Raw genomic sequence first — 17,556 nt, forward strand, 5'->3', positions numbered from 1 at the left:
GGCGCCGGGCTCGGATCCTGACGGCCTTCGGCCGCATCCCGCGCCGCAGGGCGTGATGGAGGAGGATCAGGGAGGCGAGGCCGGGCAGTGCAATGTTCAGGAACGTCATAGCGACACCTCCGAACGGTAAAGCTCAGCGTCGCCCCGGCGGGTTAACCAAAGGTTAGCGGGTTCGGTTAACCGCGCGTTTACCCTACCGACCCACCGATGCGGCTCGGTGCGCGGAGGGCGGGGCATGGCAGGCATGAGGAATGCGCTTGGCCGCGCGGCCGTTCTGGCTTGCCTCGCGCTCCCCTCGCAGGCCGGGGCGCAGGAGGTGCTGTTCCTGCGCATCCGTCCGCAGCCGGACCCCGCCGCGATCGGCGCCGGGGGAGGGGCGGAGGCCGAGCGCGCCGCCCGCGAGGCCGCCTGGGAGCGCAGCAACCAGCGGGCGCGGCGGATCATCGAATCGGTCTGCACCGGCTGCCTCGGGCCGTGGGTGCCGCCGGTGTCGCGGGTGGTGGCGAGCGCGGCCGCCCTCGAAATTCCTGCCCCGAGGGGGCTTGATACGGATGCCCCCCGTGAGGCATCCGAGCCGACCTTCGACCCAGCGATCCCCGAGAGGCGACCATGACGCAAGCGCACCCGACCAGCGGCGCCGAGCCCGAGATCGACTGCCCCGTGAGCCTCGAGGTCCTGGGCGCCGTCTACCGCGCCGACGAGTACGACCTGCCCATGATCCTGGAGCAGATCCCGGCCCTGAAGCGGGCGCAGCTCGCCACCTACCTCTACGGCAAGAGCCACATGCACCAGCTCGGCCTGAAGGTGGCCCGCGCCTGCGATCGCGAGGATCTGATGCGGGTGGCCGGCGAGATCGGCGCCGTGATCCACGGGCAGGCCCATCTCAAGCCGGCCAAGCCCTCCGTCGATGCGGCGGCGGCGCTCACCAAGCACAAGCCCCTGCCGGGCCAGAAGAAGGTGAGCCTCGCGGGGGCGGCCAAGGGCGCGCCGAAGCCGGCGATCAGCCTCGGCGGTTCGGCCAAGATCCGCAACTTCGACTGAGCGTCTTCCCCAGACCGAACGGGCACGCGCGTTGCGTGCCCGCCGCGCCTCGTTCACAAAGCGGCCGATGAATACCGACCACGACAAGATCCTGATCGTCGATTTCGGCTCTCAGGTGACGCAGCTCATCGCCCGGCGGGTGCGGGAGGAGGGCGTCTATTGCGAGATCGTGCCCTTCACCAAGGCCGAGGCCGCCTTCCGCGAGCAGAAGCCGAAGGGCGTGATCCTTTCCGGCGGTCCCGAATCGGTGACGGTCGAGGCCAGCCCCCGCGCGCCGCAACTCGTGTTCGATTCGGGCGTGCCGGTCTTCGGCATCTGCTACGGCCAGCAGACGATGGCGGCTCAGCTCGGCGGCGCCGTCGAGGGCGGCCACCACGCGGAGTTCGGCCGGGCCGAGGTCGAGATCCTGGCCGATTGCCCGCTGTTCAACGGCGTGTGGCACAAGGGCGAGAAATACCCCGTCTGGATGAGCCACGGCGACCGGGTGACGAAGCTGCCGGACGGCTTCACCACGGTGGCGATCTCGAAGAACGCCCCCTTCGCGGCGGTCGCGGACGAGGCGCGGAACTACTACGCGGTGCAGTTCCACCCGGAGGTGGCGCACACGCCCCACGGCGCCCTGCTGATCCGCAACTTCGTGCGCGACATCGCCGGCTGCTCCGGTGACTGGACGATGGGCGCCTACCGCGAGGAGGCCATCGCCAAGATCCGCGAGCAGGTCGGCTCCGAGAAGGTGATCTGCGGCCTGTCGGGCGGCGTCGATTCGGCCGTGGCGGCGGTGCTGATCCACGAGGCGATCGGCGACCAGCTCACCTGCGTGTTCGTGGATCACGGGCTGCTGCGCCTCGGCGAGGCCGAGCAGGTCGTGGCGTTGTTCCGCGACCATTACAACATCCCCCTCGTCCACGTTGAGGCGAGCGGCATGTTCCTTTCGGCGCTGGAGGGCGTCTCGGACCCGGAGGTCAAGCGCAAGACCATCGGCCGCCTGTTCATCGACGTGTTCGAGGCGGAATCGAAGAAGATCGGCGGGGCGAAGTTCCTGGCGCAGGGCACGCTCTACCCGGACGTGATCGAGAGCGTGTCCTTCACGGGCGGCCCCTCGGTGACGATCAAGAGCCACCACAATGTCGGCGGCCTGCCCGAGCGCATGGACATGAAGCTCGTGGAGCCCCTGCGCGAGCTGTTCAAGGACGAGGTCCGGGTGCTGGGCAAGGAGCTCGGCCTGCCGGAGGCCTTCGTCGGCCGCCACCCGTTCCCCGGTCCCGGCCTCGCGATCCGCTGCCCCGGCACGATCACGGGGGAGAAGCTCGACGCCCTGCGCAAGGCCGATGCGATCTACCTCGACGAGATCCGCCAAGCGGGCCTCTACGACACGATCTGGCAGGCCTTCGCGGTGATCCTGCCGGTGAAGACGGTGGGCGTGATGGGCGACGGCCGCACCTACGACCACGTCTGTGCGCTCCGCGCGGTGACGTCGGTGGACGGCATGACGGCCGATTTCTACCCCTTCGACATGGCCTTCCTCGGCCGCGTGGCGACGCGGATCATCAACGAGGTGAAGGGCATCAACCGCGTGACCTACGACATCACCTCGAAGCCCCCCGGCACCATCGAGTGGGAGTGAGCACCCCCACGCCCTCCTTCGAGGCCCGCTGACGCGGGCACCTCAGGATGAGGTGGGGGGCGGATCAGCGCGGTTTGTAGTCGCCGCACAAAGCCGGCGCCAAAGCTTGGATCGCCGGCCTGAACTTCGCCAGATGCAGCCCGTCGCGCAGGGCGTCGGGCTTGGCGTAGCCGGTCCCGCCGTCGCGAAGGTCCGCGAACGGATCGGTGAAGGTGCAGCCCAGCCGGCCGCACAGGGCCTTCAGCCTATCGGAATAATCGCCCACCGCCCCCGCTTCCACGAAGGCCGCGATCTCGCGCCCCACCGGGGGGAGGGCGGTGACGACCACCCGATCCGTCACCCCCTGCAGCCCGCGCACGATCCGCTCGGCCGAAGCCTCGAAGCGGGAGGCCGCATCGACCCCGCGCGGGCGGTTCTTCAGGAGGAGGTCGTTGGTGCCGATGGTCAGCGAGGCCGCTGCCGGGCGCACCGGGAATCGCAGGCCCGCCAGGTAATCCGCATAGGCCGAGGAGGTCGCGCCGCTCACCCCGCCATTGACCAGAGCGCGGCCGCAGGGCCGCTGGTCGCCGGGTTGCAGCTCCGTCTGCGAATCGCCCGCGAGGAAATCGTACGTGGCCGGCGCCTCGTCCAGGGCGACCTGCACGGCGACGAGGCGCATCCCCGCATAGGCCCGCGCGTCGGCAGGGGCTTTTCGCGAGGACCAGCCGGCGATGGCGCCCGCCGCGAAGATCAGCAGCGCGGCGATGGTCGGTGCGAGGAAGCGCTTCATCGTTCCGAGCCCGCACGGTCCACCTGCGCCCCGGGCCGGGCGTCGGTGGAGGCATAATAGGGTTTGATGTCGAGGAGCGCCGTGCCGTCCAGGCAATCGAGGCCGCGCACGCGCAAGGTGTCGCCCTCGCGGCCGAGCAACTCCACCACCGACAGGGCGATCGGGTTCGGCCGTGCGGGGGAGCGGAGCGAGAACGTGCCGCGCGGCCCGTCCGCGTGGCGCGGCTGCTGCACGAGCAGGCCCCGCGTCGCCCGGTCCATCCAGTAGAGCAGGATGAGGTGCGTGCAGCCGGTGACGTGGCTCAACCCCGCCGCGTAGGCCGGATCCACCTCGACGGTGCAGATTTCCTGCGTCTGCAGCCCGTTCTTCGGGCAGTCGGCGCGTTCCGTCCACGGCGTGCGCAGGCGGCCGATGAAGTGCACGCCGGCATCGAAGGAAGCCGGCAGGTCGGCCATCACCTCGCCGGGGCGCACCCCGAAAGCGTCATCATCCATCGCCCGTCCCCTTACCGCGCGCGGTGTCGGGCAAGGGACAGCGCGGCGCAAGGGCCGTCTCGCGCGAGCCGCCCTCGCGGTGTAAGGCCGAAGGCCGGAGGACACATGATCGAACGCGAATTGCGGCCGATGCAGGCCGTCCCGGACGCCGCCTCGGCGGTGGCCCAACTGGTCACCCTGTACGAGGGCGCGACATCCGCCCTGCGGGAGGCGCTGGAACGCTATCTCGGCGGCGGCGCCCCGCCGGACGCCTCGGAGCGGCTGGCCTTCCGCTATCCCGAACTGCGCGTCACCTACCAGCCGGACGGGCCGCTGCCGCGCCTGCGGCGGGCGACGGCCAAGCTCCAGGCGGGGGGCACCTATTCCACCACGATCACCCACCCGGCCTTCTTCCGCGATTACCTGCTGCGCCAGCTCGAACCGCTGGTAGCGGATTACGGCGTCTCCCTCGAAGTGGGGGTGAGCGCGCAGGAGATCCCGTACCCCTACGTGCTCGAAGCGGGGCTCGACCCCAGCATGCGGCAGGTCGAGGCGACCGAACTTGCCACCTACTTCCCCGTGCCGCTCCTCTCCGTGGTGGGCGACGAGATCGCGGACGGCACCTTCGACATGGTCGAGGGCGAGCCGAGGCCGCTCGCCCTGTTCGACGGGGTGCGGGTCGATTACTCGCTGCGCCGCCTCGTCCACTACACGGGCTGCGACTGGCGCGAGGTCCAGCCCTGGATCCTGCTCACCAACTATCACCGCTACGTCGATCAGTTCGTGCGGCACGGGCTCGAACGGCTGGCCTCCGGCCACGAGGGGTTCGAGCGGCTGGTCCTGCCCGGCGGCATCGTGGTGAATCGCGGCGAGGCCGAGGGCGCCGATCCGGCGGCCCTGCTCGCCGCCTCGCCCTGGCACCGCCACCAGATGCCGGCCTATCACCTCGTCGCCCGCGCGCCCGATGGGTCGATGCAGGGCACGACCCTGGTGAATATCGGCGTCGGCCCCTCCAACGCGAAGACGATCACCGACCACCTCGCGGTGCTGCGGCCGGATTGCTGGCTGATGGTCGGCCATTGCGGCGGCCTGCGCCAATCGCAGACCATCGGCGATTACGTGCTGGCCCACGCCTATTTCCGGCGGGACCGCATCCTCGACGAACTCGTGCCGCCGGACGTGCCCGTGCCGGCTTTGGCCGAGGTGCAACTCGCCCTGCAATCGGCGGCTGCCCAGGTGACGGGGGAGCACGACGACGCCCTGAAGCGGCGCCTGCGCACCGGCACCGTCGTCACCTACGACGACCGGAACTGGGAGTTGCGCTTCACCCAGGAGCGCAAGCGCATCAATCAGTCGCGCGCCATCGCCGTCGACATGGAGAGCGGCACGGTGGCGGCGCAGGGCTACCGCCTGCGGGTGCCCTATGGGGCGCTGCTCTGCGTGTCGGACAAGCCGCTGCACGGGGAGATCAAGCTCCCCGGTGCCGCGAACGCCTTCTACGACCGGGCGGTCTCCGAGCACCTGAAGGTGGGCCTCGCTGCCCTCGATGGGCTGCGCGCCGACCGGGCGGGGCTGCATTCGCGCAAGCTCAGGAGCTTCGACGAACCGCCCTTCCGGTGATGGAGCCTTCGCCGTTCGCGAAGGCTCTGTCCACGACATCCGCATTGCGAACGGTTCCAGCCTGGACACAGTACCCGGCCTGAACGAGCCGGGAGGACGGGGTGAGCGGGGAGGGGACGATCGTCGCGACGGCCCTCTTGCTCGTCCTGTGCATGGGCCTGTGGGCCACGGCGCTGCTGCCGGAGATCGTCACCGCCCTGGCCTTCTTCGGGCTGGCGATGCTGTTCAAGCTCGCCCCGGCCGAGACGATCTTCTCCGGCTTCGCCTCGCAGGCGTTCTGGCTCGTCCTGTCGGGGATGATCGTCGGGCAGGGCATGACCCGCACCGGCCTCGGCGCGCGGATGGCGCGGGTGCTCGCCCAGCGCCTGTCGGGCTCTTACACGCTGTTCATCGCCGGGCTCGTGGGGCTGAGCTTCCTGCTCGCCCTGGTGATGCCCTCGAATCTTGGCCGCATCGCCCTGATGATCCCCGTAACCCTGGCGCTTTGCGACGCCTTCGGCCTCGCGGCCGGGCGGCCGGGGCGGGACGGCGCCGTGCTCGCGGTGGGCGTGGCGACCCCGGTCCTCTCGGCGGCGATCCTGCCCGCGAACGTGCCGAACCTCGTGATGGCGGGCTCGGCCGAGCGGCTGCTCGGCGTGCACTTCTCCTACCTGTCGTATTTCCTGCTGCATGCCCCCGTGCTGGCCTTCGTGAAGGGCGTGATGCTGGTGGGGCTCGTCGTCCGCCTGTTCCCCGACCGGATCTCGGCGGCGACGCGGGACATGCCCGCCCTGCCGCCGCTGTCGGGGGCGGAGCGCCGGCTCGCGGCGATCCTCGTCGGCACCCTCGCCCTCTGGATGACGGACAGCCTCCACGGCCTGCCCCCCGCCTGGGTCGGGTTGATGGCGGCGGTGCTGTGCCTCCTGCCGGGAATCGGAGTGATGTCGGCGGATTCGTTCGGGCAGGTGAGCCTGCGGACCTGCTTCTACATCGCCGCCCTGCTCGGCCTCGTCGCCCTGGTGAACGTCACCGGCCTCGGGGAGAGGCTGGGCCACGCGCTCCTCGCGGTGGCGCCGCTTGAGCCCGGCGCCACGGCGCAGAACTTCGCGGTGCTCACGGGAATCAGCACGGCGATCACCCTGCTCGTCACCGCCAACGGGGCGCCCGCGCTCTACACGGCGCTCGCGCCGGAGATGGCCCAGGCGAGCGGTCTGCCGGCGCTCGCTGTCGTCTCGATCCAGGTGATCGGCTACTCGACCCTGTTCTTCCCGTATCAGGCGCCGCCCATCGTCTTCGCCAGCGAACTCGGACGGGTGCCCCTGGCGCGGGCGGCCCGCCTCACCGTGCCCTTCGGCCTCGTCTCGCTCCTCGTGGCCGCACCCCTCGATTACGGATGGTGGCGGCTCATCGGATGGCTGAAATGACAGATCAGTCGATGTGTCAGTAGGTTGGGTGCATTGCGGCGCACCATGCCGCCTTGCGGCTTTCCCGCCCAGACACTACCGCTTCCACCTTAGAGACGGTCCAGTTCGAAACCGCGAGGTTCCCCCGCCGATGGCCCCAACAGCCCGCCCGACAGTGGCTCAACCGCTCTCGCCGCACCTCCAGATCTACCGCTGGACGTGGACCATGGCGATGTCGGTGTTCCACCGCATCACCGGCACCGCGCTCTACGGCGGCACCGCGCTGGTCGCCATCTGGCTCGTGGCCCTGGCCTCCGGCCCGGCGGCCTATGGGTGGGTCGCGGGCTTCTTCGGGTCGATCTTCGGCAAGCTGATCCTGTTCGTCTACACCTGGATCCTGCTGCACCACATGCTCGGCGGCATCCGCCACTTCGTGTGGGACGCCGGCATCGGCTTCGACAAGACGCAGCGCCTCAGCCTCGCCCGCCTCACCCTGATCGGCTCGACGGCCCTGACCGTCGTGGTCTGGGTGGTCGGCCTGCTGGCCCGCTGAGGAGGGGACGACATGGCCAAGGAAAATATCCGCCAGAACCCCGCCGTCTCGATTCGCACGCCCCGCGCGCGGGTGCGCGGCCTCGGCGTCTCGCATCACGGCGCCGGCCATTGGTGGCTGCAGCGGCTCACCGCCGTCGCCAACGTGGTGCTGATGCTGGCCTTCGTGGTCATCATCGCCCGCATGGCCGGCCGGCCCTACCCTGAGGCGATCCGCCTCGTGGGCAGCCCCTTCGTGTCGCTGGTCCTGATCCTGGCGGTGCTGTCGGTGACGATCCACATGCGTCTCGGCATGCAGGTGGTCATCGAGGATTACGTCCACGCCCCCGCGACCAAGATCGCGGCCATCTTCGCCAACAACTTCTACGCGGTCGTCGTGGCCGTGGCCTGCCTCTACGCGATCCTGCGCGTCGGCTTCGGCCAGCCGCCCGTCTGATCCCGCAACCTTCGGAGCCGACCATGGCCGTGAACGGAACGAACGGCGGCAAGCCCGCCTACACCATCCATGATCACGCGTTCGACGTGGTGATCGTCGGTGCCGGCGGCGCGGGCCTTCGCGCCACGGTCGGCTGCTCGGAAGCGGGCCTGCGCACGGCCTGCATCACGAAGGTGTTTCCCACCCGCTCCCACACCGTGGCGGCGCAGGGCGGCATCTCGGCCTCGCTGGGCAACATGGGGCCGGACGATTGGCGCTGGCACATGTACGACACCGTGAAGGGGTCGGACTGGCTCGGCGACCAGGACGCCATCGAGTACCTCGTGCGCAACGCCCCGGCGGCGGTGTACGAGCTGGAGCATTGGGGCGTGCCCTTCTCCCGCACGGAAGAGGGCAAGATCTACCAGCGCCCGTTCGGCGGCATGACCACCGATTACGGCAAGGGCACCGCCCAGCGCACCTGCGCGGCGGCCGACCGCACGGGCCACGCCATGCTGCACACCCTCTACGGGCAGGCGGTGAAGAACCAGACCGACTTCTTCATCGAGTACTTCGCCCTCGACCTCATCATGGACGAGGAAGGCCGCTGCCGGGGAGTCATCGCCCTCGATCAGGCGACCGGCGAGATCCACCGCTTCCGCGCCCAGCAGACCATCCTGGCGACCGGCGGCTACGGCCGGGCCTACTTCTCGGCGACGTCCGCCCACACCTGCACCGGTGACGGCAACGCCATGGTCCTGCGCGCCGGCCTGCCCCTGCAGGACATGGAGTTCGTGCAGTTCCACCCGACCGGCATCTACGGCGCCGGCTGCCTCATCACCGAGGGCTCGCGCGGCGAGGGCGGCTACCTGACGAATTCCGAGGGCGAGCGCTTCATGGAGCGCTACGCGCCGTCGGCGAAGGACCTCGCCTCCCGCGACGTCGTCTCGCGCTCCATGACCATGGAGATCCGCGACGGCCGCGGCGTCGGCAAGAACAAGGACCACATCTACCTGCACCTCGACCACCTCGATCCGAAGATCCTCCACGAGCGCCTGCCGGGCATCTCGGAGAGCGCGAAGATCTTCGCGGGCGTCGACGTGACCAAGGAGCCGATCCCGGTCATCCCGACCGTCCATTACAACATGGGCGGCATCCCCACGAACTATCACGGCGAGGTGCTGACCCTGAAGGACGGCAACCCCGACACCGTGGTGCCGGGCCTGATGGCGATCGGCGAGGCGGCCTGCGTCTCGGTCCACGGGGCGAACCGCCTCGGCTCCAACTCGCTCATCGACCTCGTGGTGTTCGGCCGCGCGGCGGGCAAGCGCTGCGCCGAGATCGTCGAGCCGAACGGCCGCGCGCAGGAACTGCCGAAGGGCGCCACCGACAAGGCGCTGGAGCGCCTCGACCGCTTCCGCTACGCCAACGGCAGCACGGCCACGGCGGAGCTCCGCGCCGAGATGCAGAAGACCATGCAGAACAACTGTGCCGTCTTCCGCACGGGCGAGGTGCTGGAAGAAGGCCGCGGCCTGATCCACAAGGTCCACGACGCCGCCTCGGACGTGAAGATCACCGACCGCTCGCTGGTCTGGAACACCGACCTCCTGGAGACTCTGGAGTTCGACAACCTGATCGGCCAAGCGGTGGTGACGATGGAATCCGCCGCCAACCGCAAGGAATCGCGTGGCGCCCACGCCCGCGAGGACTTCCCGGATCGCGACGACAAGGACTGGATGAAGCACACCCTGGCCTGGATCGGCGACACGGGCGGGGTCACGATCGATTATCGTCCGGTGCACACCTACACGATGTCGAACGAGATCCAGTACATCGAGCCGAAGGCGCGCGTGTACTGAGGCTTCACCTCGGCTGAACCATCTGGCGGCGGATCGCCCCGCGATCCGCCGCGTCGACCTGCCCTCGCGGAATCGATAGTCTCCCATGGCCCAGTTCAACCTGCCCAAGAACTCGCAGATCACGCAGGGCAAGTCCTGGCCGGCGCCGGCCGGTGCGAAGAACCTGCAGACCTTCCGGATCTACCGCTGGAACCCGGATGACGGGCAGACCCCCCGCGTCGACACCTATCTGGTCGACCGCGAGGATTGCGGGCCGATGGTGCTCGACGCCCTGCTGTGGATCAAGAACAAGGTCGACTCGACCCTGGTCTTCCGCCGCTCCTGCCGCGAGGGCATCTGCGGCTCCTGCGCCATGAACATCGAGGGCCAGAACGCGCTGGCCTGCACGATGGGCATCGACGAGTGCAAGAGCCCCGACAACGCCCTCCCGATCCTGACCCGCAAGGACAAGGACGGCGCGATCCGCATCTATCCGCTGCCGCACATGCCGGTGCTGAAGGATCTGGTGCCGGATCTTACCAACTTCTACGCGCAGCACGCGGCCATCGAGCCCTGGCTCCAGACCGACACGCCCTCTCCCGAGAAGGAGTGGCGCCAGACGCCGGAGGACCGCGCCCGCCTCGACGGCCTCTACGAGTGCATCCTCTGCGCCTGCTGCTCGACCTCGTGCCCGAGTTACTGGTGGAACGGCGAGAAGTTCTTGGGCCCGGCGGCCCTGCTCCAGGCCTATCGCTGGCTGATTGATTCCCGCGACGAGAACACGGGCGCGCGCCTCGACAACCTGCACGATCCGTTCCGGCTGTACCGCTGCCACACGATCATGAACTGCGCCAACACCTGCCCGAAGAGCCTGAACCCGGCGAAGGCCATCGCCGAGATCAAGAAGATGATGGTCGAGCGCGAGGTCTGAGCCACCGCGCCGACCCCCCGGCGCCCCTGCGGCGCCGGGGCAACACCGGGGCGAAAAGCCCGTAATTCGCCCTCCGACGCCCGAACGGACCGCACCTCGCCTTGTGGCGAGCGCATTTCCCGCCGAGGCAGGCACGGGGCGCATCCCGCGCCCGTCCGAGCCACCAGCCCGAGCCAAGTGGGAACGATGCCGCGCCCGAGCCCCTCGATGATCGCCGTGCTTTGCCTCAGCGCCGGCCTCGGCGCCTGCGCGTCGGACCGTTTCGAGGGACCGAAGACCCGCGCCCCCGGACCCCGCGCCGATTTCGAGGCGCCCGTGGCCGCGATCCCCTCCGGCACCGTCACCGCCGCCCCCCTCGCGCCCCCGCCGGGCGCCTCGGCGAGCCCCGATGCCCCGCCGCCGCCTCCGCCCCCCGGTCCCGTCGCCGGCCTGAACCCGAGCGCGCCTTCCGTCGTCGCGGAGCCGGTGACGCCGCCCCCGCCGCCGCCGCCGGTCACGACCACCGGCCGCGCCGCGGTCGTGGGCGGGTGGGACGCCCGTGACGCCACGGGGGCCAGCTGCCGTGTGACGCTGTCGAGCACGCCCTCCCTCGACCTCTACAAGGCCTCGACCTCCGGCTGCTCGAACAAGGAGCTCGGCCGGGTCTCGGCCTGGGATTACCGCGACGGCGAGGTCTACCTCTACCAGCCGGGCGGCAGCGTCGCGGCGCGCCTGCGCCAGGGCGGCGCGGGGCTCGACGGCGCCCTCACCAAGTCCGGCGCGTCCCTCGCCCTCAACCGGTAGCGGACCGGTCGTGGAGTCGCGGTCGCTTGGCCTGCGGCTCCCGGCCCTTACATGACGAGTCCTGCCGGAGCACCCGTCGTACAGCATGTTCCTCGATTGGCTCGAACGCCGGATCGAACCCTTCGCGCCCTTCGATGAGACGCGGATGCCCCCGAAGTCCGTCACGGGCTTCGCGTGGTTCTATCTGCGCCCGATCCGGGGGGCGCTGGCCGCGCTCTTCGCCATCGCGGTGATCGCGGGCACGGTGGAGGCCTCCCTCTACCTTGTCATGCGCTGGTTCATCGACATGCTCGGCTCGGCCGACCGGGCGACGGTGCTGACCGACCACGCGACTGGCATCGCCATCTCCCTCGCCCTCGTGGCGCTGGTGCGGCCGGTCTCGATCTGGGCGCACGAGGCCCTGTCGAACCAGCTCGTGGTGCCGCAATCCACCAACCAGATCCGGTGGCGGGCGCATCTCTATACGCTCGGCCACTCGCTCTCGTATTTCCAGGCCGACTTCGCCGGGCGGCTCGCCAACCGCGTGGTGCAGGTCGGCCCGGCGGTGCGCGAACTTGCGGTCGTGTTCATCGACACGCTGCTCTACGTCGCGATCTATGCCGTGACGGCGGTGGGGCTGTTCGGCTCGATCTCCCCCTGGCTCGCCCTGCCGGTGGTGCTCTGGATCCTCGCCTATGCGGCGCTCACGCGGTGGTTCGTGCCCCGGGCGCGGGCGCGCTCGCACGCCACCGCCGACACCCGCTCGGTGCTGATTGGCCGCGTGGTGGACAGCTACACCAACATCCTCACCGTGAAGCTCTTCGCCCGTGACCGGGAGGAGCGCGCGGCGGTGCGCGACGCGGTGCAGACCCATACCGACGCCTACCTGCACCAGTTCCGCCTCGTGACGGCGACGACGACCCTGCTCGGAATCCTCAACAGTGCCCTGTTGATCGCGACCGGCTGGGCCTGCCTCGCCCTGTGGCGGCAGGGCGGCATGACGACCGGCGAGGCCTCGGCCGGGCTCGCCCTGGTGCTGCGCCTCATCGCCATGTCGGGCTGGGTGATGCAGACCGTGCGCGGCGTGTTCGAGAATGTCGGCGTCATCCAGGAGAGCATGCAGACGATCAGCCGTCCGCACGGTCTCGTCGATGCCCCCGGCGCGCGGGAACTCGCGGTGACGGGCGGCGAGATCCGCTACGAGCAGGTCGGCTTCCATTACGGGCGCGGCGACGCCTCGATCATCGAGGATTTCTCCCTGACGATCCGGGCCGGCGAGCGCGTCGGGCTGGTGGGGGTGAGCGGCGCGGGCAAGTCGACCCTCGCGACGCTGCTGCTGCGCCTCTACGACGTGGAGAGCGGGCGCATCCTCATCGACGGGCAGGACATCGCGGGGGTCACGCAATCGTCCCTGCGCGAGGCGGTGGCGATGGTGAGCCAGGACACGTCCCTGCTGCACCGCTCCATCCGGGACAACATCGCCTACGGGCGCCCGAGCGCGACCGACGCGGAGGTGGACCAAGCCGCCCGGCTCGCCCATGCGGACGGGTTCATCGCCGACCTCGTGGATCACAAGGGCCGGCGGGGCTACGAGGCCCATGTGGGCGAGCGGGGGGTGAAGCTCTCGGGCGGGCAGCGCCAGCGCATCGCCATTTCCCGCGTGATCCTGAAGGACGCGCCGATCCTCATCCTCGACGAGGCGACCTCGGCGCTGGACAGCCAGGTCGAGGCGGCGATCCAGGATTCCCTCGACACGCTGATGGCCGGCAAGACCGTGCTCGCCATCGCCCACCGGCTCTCGACCATTGCGGCGATGGACCGCCTCGTGGTGATCGAGGCGGGCCGGATCGTGGAGGAGGGGACGCACGCCCAGCTCGTGGCGCGGGGCGGGGTCTATGCCGGGCTCTGGGTTCGGCAATCGGGCGGGTTCCTGCCCGACCGGACGGCGCCCTTTGAGGACGCCGCCGAGTAGGGGCTCAGGCCGCCCGCACGCCGTGGAGGAAGCCTTCCACCTCGGCGCGCAGGGCCTCGGCCTGACGGGCCAGTTCCTCGGAGGCGGCGAAGACCTGCCCCGCCGCCGCGCCGGTGCCGGAGACGGCGTTCGAGACGACGGCGATGCTGCTGCCGACCTCGGAGGTGCCCTGCGAGGCCTGCGCCACCGCCGAGACGATCTCGCGGGTCGCCGCGCCCTGCTGGTCCACCGCCGTGGCGATGGCCGAGGCCGCGCGGTTGATGTCGTGGATCGTCCCCACGATGCCGCCGATCCCCGTGACCGCCTTCGCGGTGGTGGCCTGGATGCCGGCGATCTGCGCCGAGATCTCCTCGGTGGCGCGGCTCGTCTGCGCGGCGAGCGCCTTCACCTCGGAGGCGACGACGGCGAAGCCGCGCCCCGCCTCGCCGGCCCGCGCCGCCTCGATGGTGGCGTTGAGGGCGAGCAAATTCGTCTGCGAGGCGATGCCGGCGATGAGCGCGACGATCTCGTCGATGCGGCCCACCATCTCCTTCAACTCGCTCACCGTGGCGGCGGAGGCCTGCGTCTCCTGAACGGCGGCGGTCGACTGCGCGAGGGAGTGATCGACCTGCCGGGCGATCTCCTGCACCGACGCGCCGAGTTCCTCGGCCGCGCCCGCGACGGAGGTGACGTTCGAGCCCGCCTGATGCGCCGAGGCCGCGACGGCTTCGGCCCGCGCCGAGGTGTCGTCGGCGGTCTGCGACAGGTGCTGGGCGGTCGCCTGCAACTCGGTGGCGGCGGAGGAGACGATGCCGACGATGGAGCCGACGCTGCCCTCGAAGCCGTGGATGAGCGTGCTCATCCGCTCGGCCTGGCGCATCTTCTCCAGAGTGTCGGCCTCCTTCTCGGCCGTCATGGCGCGCTGGCTGACCAGCCCATCGCGGAAATAGGCGACCGAGCGGGCCATGTCGCCGATGGCGTCGCCCCGTTCCAGCGAGGGCACCTCGCGGTCGAGACGGCCGGCGGCGATCTCGCCCATGGCGTTGTTCAGCTGCGCCACCGGGGTGCCGATATGGCGGGACAGGGCATAGGCGGCGGCCATCGCGGCGGCGGCGACGGCCAGCAGGACCGCGCCGAGGGTGTAGACCGCGCGGTCGCGGGCGGCGAGGAGATCGGTGACGTCGAAGGCGACTTCCAGCGTGCCGATGGCCTTGCCGGAATAGTTGCGCAGCGGCGCGGCCAGCACCGCGACGGGGCGCCCGGCGATCTCGCCCATGCGCGGCGCGATCGGCCCGCCCATCGCCTCGCGCTGCGCGTCCTGCGGCAGCAGCGACTTCTGCGCGAAGGTGGCGCCCAGCGTCTGCACGCCGCTTTCGCCCACGAGATGCATCGCGATGTCGACCCCGACCCGGCGCTTCAGGGCGGCGAGGAAGTCCGGGCCGAGGACCGCTCCCACGTCGGCGACGCCCACGAACCGGCCCTCGACCGTCATCGGGACGACGGCGAAGATGCTGATGCTGTCGCGGCCGGGCTCGATGCCGGTCTGCGTGCCGCGCGCCTGGATCACGTCCCGCACCATGGCGCGGCGGTTGAGCACGTCCTCGCCGAACTTGTCCGGCATGTGTGCGCGGGCGAAGGCCTTCCCGTCCGCCCCGTGCAGAGTCACGAGGCCGAGATCGAGCTTCTTCATCTCGGGATAGAGCGGCGCGAGTCGGGCCAGGGCGTCGGCGCGGTCGCCCCGGGCGAAGGCATCGGCCACGCCCCGGTCGTTGGCGATGGCGAAGGCGGCGGTGAGCGCCCGCTGGCTCTGCTCGGCCATGGCCTCCGAGACGGCGTTGTAGCGCCGTAGGAGACTCGCCCCGATGGCGCTGTCGCTCGCCGAGACCTGGGCGCGGTAGCTGACCACGCCGACCACCGCCGCAGAGCCGAGAGACAGGCCCAGCATCGCAATCGTCAGCTTTGCGCCGATGGACTTCAGTCCGTTCTTCAGAAGCGACACGACAAAACCCCAAGAACAACTTGCGCGAAATTTTTGAATTATCATGCCGTGATCTGATTAACGCGCGGCTAACGTCTGGGGCAGTTCTGTGTTTCGTGATTTTTCCGGACGTTCGACTTCGTGCGCTAGCCCGGTCGCGCGGAGCCTGTCACACTTTCCGCACTTCCTCGCGGGTTTGGCTTGGCCATTGGTCCGGGGCGCTTGACTTGAGGCGACGGCCGGTCGCATTGCACAGTTTAGAACCATAATGCTGTGGTCGCGGCGGCCGCCTTCCGGCGGATTCGACCCGTGACACACGACCTCGGAGTGCTGAGCCCTTGGCGAACACAACCGCCGCTCCCGCCGATGCGTCCCACGACGGCAGCCGTCGTGATTTCCTGTTCCTCGCGACGGGGGCGGGCCTCGCCGTCGGCGCCGCCGCCGTCGCGTGGCCCTTCGTCTCCTCCATGGCGCCCGATGCCGACGTGATCGCGGCCGGTGCCCCCATCGAGGTGGACCTGACGCCGATCCAGGACGGGCAGATCGTCAACGTCTTCTGGCGCGGCAAGCTGATCTTCGTGCGCAAGCTGACCTCGAAGGAGGTCACGGACATGAAGGGCGTGCCGCTCTCGGCCATGATCGAGCCCGCCGCCTTCGATTCGCGGGTGAAGAACGGCCACGACCAATGGCTGGTGGTCTACGGCAACTGCACGCACCTGGGCTGCGTGCCGATCGGCCACCAGGGTAACTTCGAGGGCTGGGCCTGCCCGTGCCACGGCTCCCAGTTCGACGCCGTGGGCCGCGTCCGCCGCGGGCCCGCGCCGATCAATCTTCCCATTCCGCCCTACGCCTTCCAGACGGACACCAAGATCCGCATCGGCGAAATGGGCGGGAAGGGCGAGGCCTGAGGACAGAGGCAGACATGAGCGGTACCGCCAGCACCTACGTCCCGAAGAGCCGCGTCGCCAAATGGTTTGAATCGCGGCTGCCGATCGTCGGCCTCGTCCACTCGTCGTTCATCGCGTATCCGGTGCCCCGGAACCTGAACTACTTCTGGACCTTCGGCGCCATCCTCGCCGCCTTCCTCGGCATCCAGATCATCACCGGCGTGTGGCTGGCGATGCATTACGAGCCGTCCGCGACCGGAGCGTTCAACTCCGTCGAGAAGATCATGCGCGACGTGAACTACGGCTGGCTGCTGCGCTACGCGCACGCCAACGGCGCGTCGATGTTCTTCGTGGCGGTCTACGTCCACATGTTCCGGGCGCTCTATTACGGGTCGTACAAGGCCCCGCGTGAGGTGCTCTACATCCTCGGCGTCATCATCTACCTCCTGATGATGGCCACGGCCTTCCTCGGCTACACCCTGCCGTGGGGCCAGATGAGCTTCTGGGGCGCTACCGTCATCACCAACATCCTGGCGGCGATCCCGGTGGTCGGCGACACGATCCAGAGCCTGCTCTGGGGCGGCTACTCCGTCGGCAACCCGACCGTGAACCGCTTCTTCTCCCTCCACTACCTGCTGCCCTGGATGATCGCGGGCGTCGTCGTCCTGCACGTCTGGGCGCTGCACGTGACGGGGCAGAACAACCCGGCCGGCATCCCGATCAAGTCGGGCAAGGACGCGGTGCCCTTCACCCCCTACGCGACGGTGAAGGACGTGTTCGCCACCGTGGTGTTCATGATCCTGTTCGCGTGGTTCCTGTTCTTCATGCCGAACTACCTCGGCCATGCGGACAACTACATCCAGGCGAACCCGGCGGTGACGCCCGCGCACATCGTGCCGGAATGGTACTTCCTGCCGTTCTACGCGATCCTGCGCGCGGTGCCGGACAAGCTCGGCGGCGTCATCCTGATGTTCTCGGCGGTGATCATCCTGGCCTTCGCGCCCTGGCTCGACACGTCGCGCATCCGCTCGTGCAACTACCGGCCGATCTACCGGCAGTTCATGTGGGTGTTCCTGGGCGTGTGCTTCGTCCTCGGCTGGCTCGGCTCGCAGCCCCCGGAAGGCGGCTACGTGATCGCCTCGCAGATCTGCACCGCCTATTACTTCGCGCATTTCCTGCTGGTGATGCCGCTCTGCGGCCTGTTCGAGACGCCCAAGCCCCTGCCCGGTTCGATCGTCGAGAGCGTGACCGGTCCGGGCCGGCAGATCTCGGGGGCGGGCATGCCGGCGGGCGCCGCGGCGGCGCCGCAGGTCAAGGGCTGAAGGACGACGAC

General features: G+C 69.7%; 16 protein-coding genes. 13 read left to right on the forward strand and 3 right to left on the reverse strand.

What is annotated here, in order from left to right; translation table 11 throughout:
- Positions 1–235: 235 nt before the first annotated feature.
- The 3 genes from ACXJ1Y_RS20805 to guaA all read left to right on the forward strand — a co-directional run bounded on the left by ACXJ1Y_RS20805 (position 236) and on the right by guaA (position 2,665).
- Positions 236–613 carry a hypothetical protein gene (locus ACXJ1Y_RS20805; RefSeq protein WP_463847985.1) on the forward strand — a complete coding sequence of 126 codons (378 nt, stop codon included), beginning with the start codon at positions 236–238 and terminating at the stop codon, positions 611–613.
- On the forward strand, positions 610–1,041 hold the full coding sequence (locus ACXJ1Y_RS20810; protein ID WP_463847986.1) for a hypothetical protein: 432 nt from the start codon (positions 610–612) through the stop codon (positions 1,039–1,041). The genes ACXJ1Y_RS20805 and ACXJ1Y_RS20810 overlap by 4 nt, the downstream gene beginning before the upstream one ends.
- Before the next feature lie 67 nt (positions 1,042–1,108).
- Positions 1,109–2,665 carry a glutamine-hydrolyzing GMP synthase gene (guaA, locus tag ACXJ1Y_RS20815; protein ID WP_463847987.1) on the forward strand — a complete coding sequence of 519 codons (1,557 nt, stop codon included), beginning with the start codon at positions 1,109–1,111 and terminating at the stop codon, positions 2,663–2,665.
- A 64-nt stretch (positions 2,666–2,729) separates the two neighbouring features.
- Here guaA and ACXJ1Y_RS20820 read toward each other — a convergent pair whose 3' ends face one another.
- Together ACXJ1Y_RS20820 and tsaA are read right to left on the reverse strand one after the other, a co-directional pair.
- Positions 2,730–3,434, reverse strand: a complete 705-nt coding sequence (locus tag ACXJ1Y_RS20820; protein ID WP_463847988.1) for an SGNH/GDSL hydrolase family protein — start codon at positions 3,432–3,434, stop codon at positions 2,730–2,732.
- Complete coding sequence (tsaA, locus tag ACXJ1Y_RS20825) at positions 3,431–3,928, reverse strand: tRNA (N6-threonylcarbamoyladenosine(37)-N6)-methyltransferase TrmO (protein ID WP_463847989.1); 498 nt, start codon at positions 3,926–3,928, stop codon at positions 3,431–3,433. The genes ACXJ1Y_RS20820 and tsaA overlap by 4 nt, the downstream gene beginning before the upstream one ends.
- A 105-nt stretch (positions 3,929–4,033) precedes the next feature.
- Between tsaA and ACXJ1Y_RS20830 the strand changes: the two genes are divergently transcribed.
- The 8 genes from ACXJ1Y_RS20830 to ACXJ1Y_RS20865 all read left to right on the forward strand — a co-directional run bounded on the left by ACXJ1Y_RS20830 (position 4,034) and on the right by ACXJ1Y_RS20865 (position 13,379).
- Complete coding sequence (locus ACXJ1Y_RS20830; protein WP_463847990.1) at positions 4,034–5,527, forward strand: AMP nucleosidase; 1,494 nt, start codon at positions 4,034–4,036, stop codon at positions 5,525–5,527.
- Between the two features lie 101 nt (positions 5,528–5,628).
- Positions 5,629–6,930: an SLC13 family permease gene (locus ACXJ1Y_RS20835; protein WP_463847991.1), complete on the forward strand. Its 1,302-nt coding sequence runs from the start codon at positions 5,629–5,631 to the stop codon at positions 6,928–6,930.
- Positions 6,931–7,060: 130 nt separating this feature from the next.
- Positions 7,061–7,462, forward strand: coding sequence for a succinate dehydrogenase, cytochrome b556 subunit (gene sdhC, locus ACXJ1Y_RS20840; RefSeq protein WP_463847992.1), 402 nt, complete (start codon positions 7,061–7,063; stop codon positions 7,460–7,462).
- 12 nt (positions 7,463–7,474) lie between these two features.
- Positions 7,475–7,897: a succinate dehydrogenase, hydrophobic membrane anchor protein gene (sdhD, locus tag ACXJ1Y_RS20845; protein ID WP_463847993.1), complete on the forward strand. Its 423-nt coding sequence runs from the start codon at positions 7,475–7,477 to the stop codon at positions 7,895–7,897.
- A 23-nt stretch (positions 7,898–7,920) separates the two neighbouring features.
- Positions 7,921–9,735 (forward strand): succinate dehydrogenase flavoprotein subunit, encoded by a 1,815-nt coding sequence (gene sdhA / locus ACXJ1Y_RS20850; RefSeq protein ID WP_463847994.1) that lies wholly within the window; start codon positions 7,921–7,923, stop codon positions 9,733–9,735.
- Between the two features lie 85 nt (positions 9,736–9,820).
- Complete coding sequence (locus ACXJ1Y_RS20855; protein ID WP_463847995.1) at positions 9,821–10,645, forward strand: succinate dehydrogenase iron-sulfur subunit; 825 nt, start codon at positions 9,821–9,823, stop codon at positions 10,643–10,645.
- 186 nt (positions 10,646–10,831) lie between these two features.
- A complete protein-coding gene (locus ACXJ1Y_RS20860; RefSeq protein WP_463847996.1) occupies positions 10,832–11,428 on the forward strand; it encodes an AprI/Inh family metalloprotease inhibitor in 597 nt (198 codons plus the stop codon).
- Between the two features lie 85 nt (positions 11,429–11,513).
- On the forward strand, positions 11,514–13,379 hold the full coding sequence (locus ACXJ1Y_RS20865; protein ID WP_463847997.1) for an ABC transporter ATP-binding protein: 1,866 nt from the start codon (positions 11,514–11,516) through the stop codon (positions 13,377–13,379).
- A gap of 4 nt (positions 13,380–13,383) precedes the next feature.
- Here the strand turns inward: ACXJ1Y_RS20865 and ACXJ1Y_RS20870 are convergent, their stop codons facing one another.
- Positions 13,384–15,357, reverse strand: coding sequence for a methyl-accepting chemotaxis protein (locus ACXJ1Y_RS20870; RefSeq protein ID WP_463847998.1), 1,974 nt, complete (start codon positions 15,355–15,357; stop codon positions 13,384–13,386).
- 317 nt (positions 15,358–15,674) lie between these two features.
- On the opposite strand from ACXJ1Y_RS20870, the gene petA reads away from it, so the two are divergent.
- The gene (petA, locus tag ACXJ1Y_RS20875) at positions 15,675–16,244 is read left to right on the forward strand and encodes a ubiquinol-cytochrome c reductase iron-sulfur subunit (protein WP_463847999.1); all 570 of its coding nucleotides are present in this window, start codon (positions 15,675–15,677) and stop codon (positions 16,242–16,244) included.
- 14 nt (positions 16,245–16,258) lie between these two features.
- Positions 16,259–17,545 carry a cytochrome b gene (locus ACXJ1Y_RS20880; protein ID WP_342166287.1) on the forward strand — a complete coding sequence of 429 codons (1,287 nt, stop codon included), beginning with the start codon at positions 16,259–16,261 and terminating at the stop codon, positions 17,543–17,545.
- Positions 17,546–17,556: the final 11 nt, after the last annotated feature.

This window comes from Methylobacterium sp. TK26, from assembly GCF_055361565.1.

What these genes read in the sequence shown, in the direction of transcription:
- ACXJ1Y_RS20805 (WP_463847985.1), top strand. Translation starts at nt 236, where the DNA reads ATGGCAGGCATGAGGAATGCGCTTGGCCGCGCGGCCGTTCTGGCTTGC.
- ACXJ1Y_RS20810 (WP_463847986.1), top strand. Translation starts at nt 610, where the DNA reads ATGACGCAAGCGCACCCGACCAGCGGCGCCGAGCCCGAGATCGACTGC.
- guaA (WP_463847987.1), top strand. Translation starts at nt 1,109, where the DNA reads ATGAATACCGACCACGACAAGATCCTGATCGTCGATTTCGGCTCTCAG.
- ACXJ1Y_RS20820 (WP_463847988.1), bottom strand. Translation starts at nt 3,434, where the DNA reads ATGAAGCGCTTCCTCGCACCGACCATCGCCGCGCTGCTGATCTTCGCG.
- tsaA (WP_463847989.1), bottom strand. Translation starts at nt 3,928, where the DNA reads ATGGATGATGACGCTTTCGGGGTGCGCCCCGGCGAGGTGATGGCCGAC.
- ACXJ1Y_RS20830 (WP_463847990.1), top strand. Translation starts at nt 4,034, where the DNA reads ATGATCGAACGCGAATTGCGGCCGATGCAGGCCGTCCCGGACGCCGCC.
- sdhC (WP_463847992.1), top strand. Translation starts at nt 7,061, where the DNA reads ATGGCCCCAACAGCCCGCCCGACAGTGGCTCAACCGCTCTCGCCGCAC.
- sdhD (WP_463847993.1), top strand. Translation starts at nt 7,475, where the DNA reads ATGGCCAAGGAAAATATCCGCCAGAACCCCGCCGTCTCGATTCGCACG.
- sdhA (WP_463847994.1), top strand. Translation starts at nt 7,921, where the DNA reads ATGGCCGTGAACGGAACGAACGGCGGCAAGCCCGCCTACACCATCCAT.
- ACXJ1Y_RS20855 (WP_463847995.1), top strand. Translation starts at nt 9,821, where the DNA reads ATGGCCCAGTTCAACCTGCCCAAGAACTCGCAGATCACGCAGGGCAAG.
- ACXJ1Y_RS20860 (WP_463847996.1), top strand. Translation starts at nt 10,832, where the DNA reads ATGCCGCGCCCGAGCCCCTCGATGATCGCCGTGCTTTGCCTCAGCGCC.
- ACXJ1Y_RS20865 (WP_463847997.1), top strand. Translation starts at nt 11,514, where the DNA reads ATGTTCCTCGATTGGCTCGAACGCCGGATCGAACCCTTCGCGCCCTTC.
- ACXJ1Y_RS20880 (WP_342166287.1), top strand. Translation starts at nt 16,259, where the DNA reads ATGAGCGGTACCGCCAGCACCTACGTCCCGAAGAGCCGCGTCGCCAAA.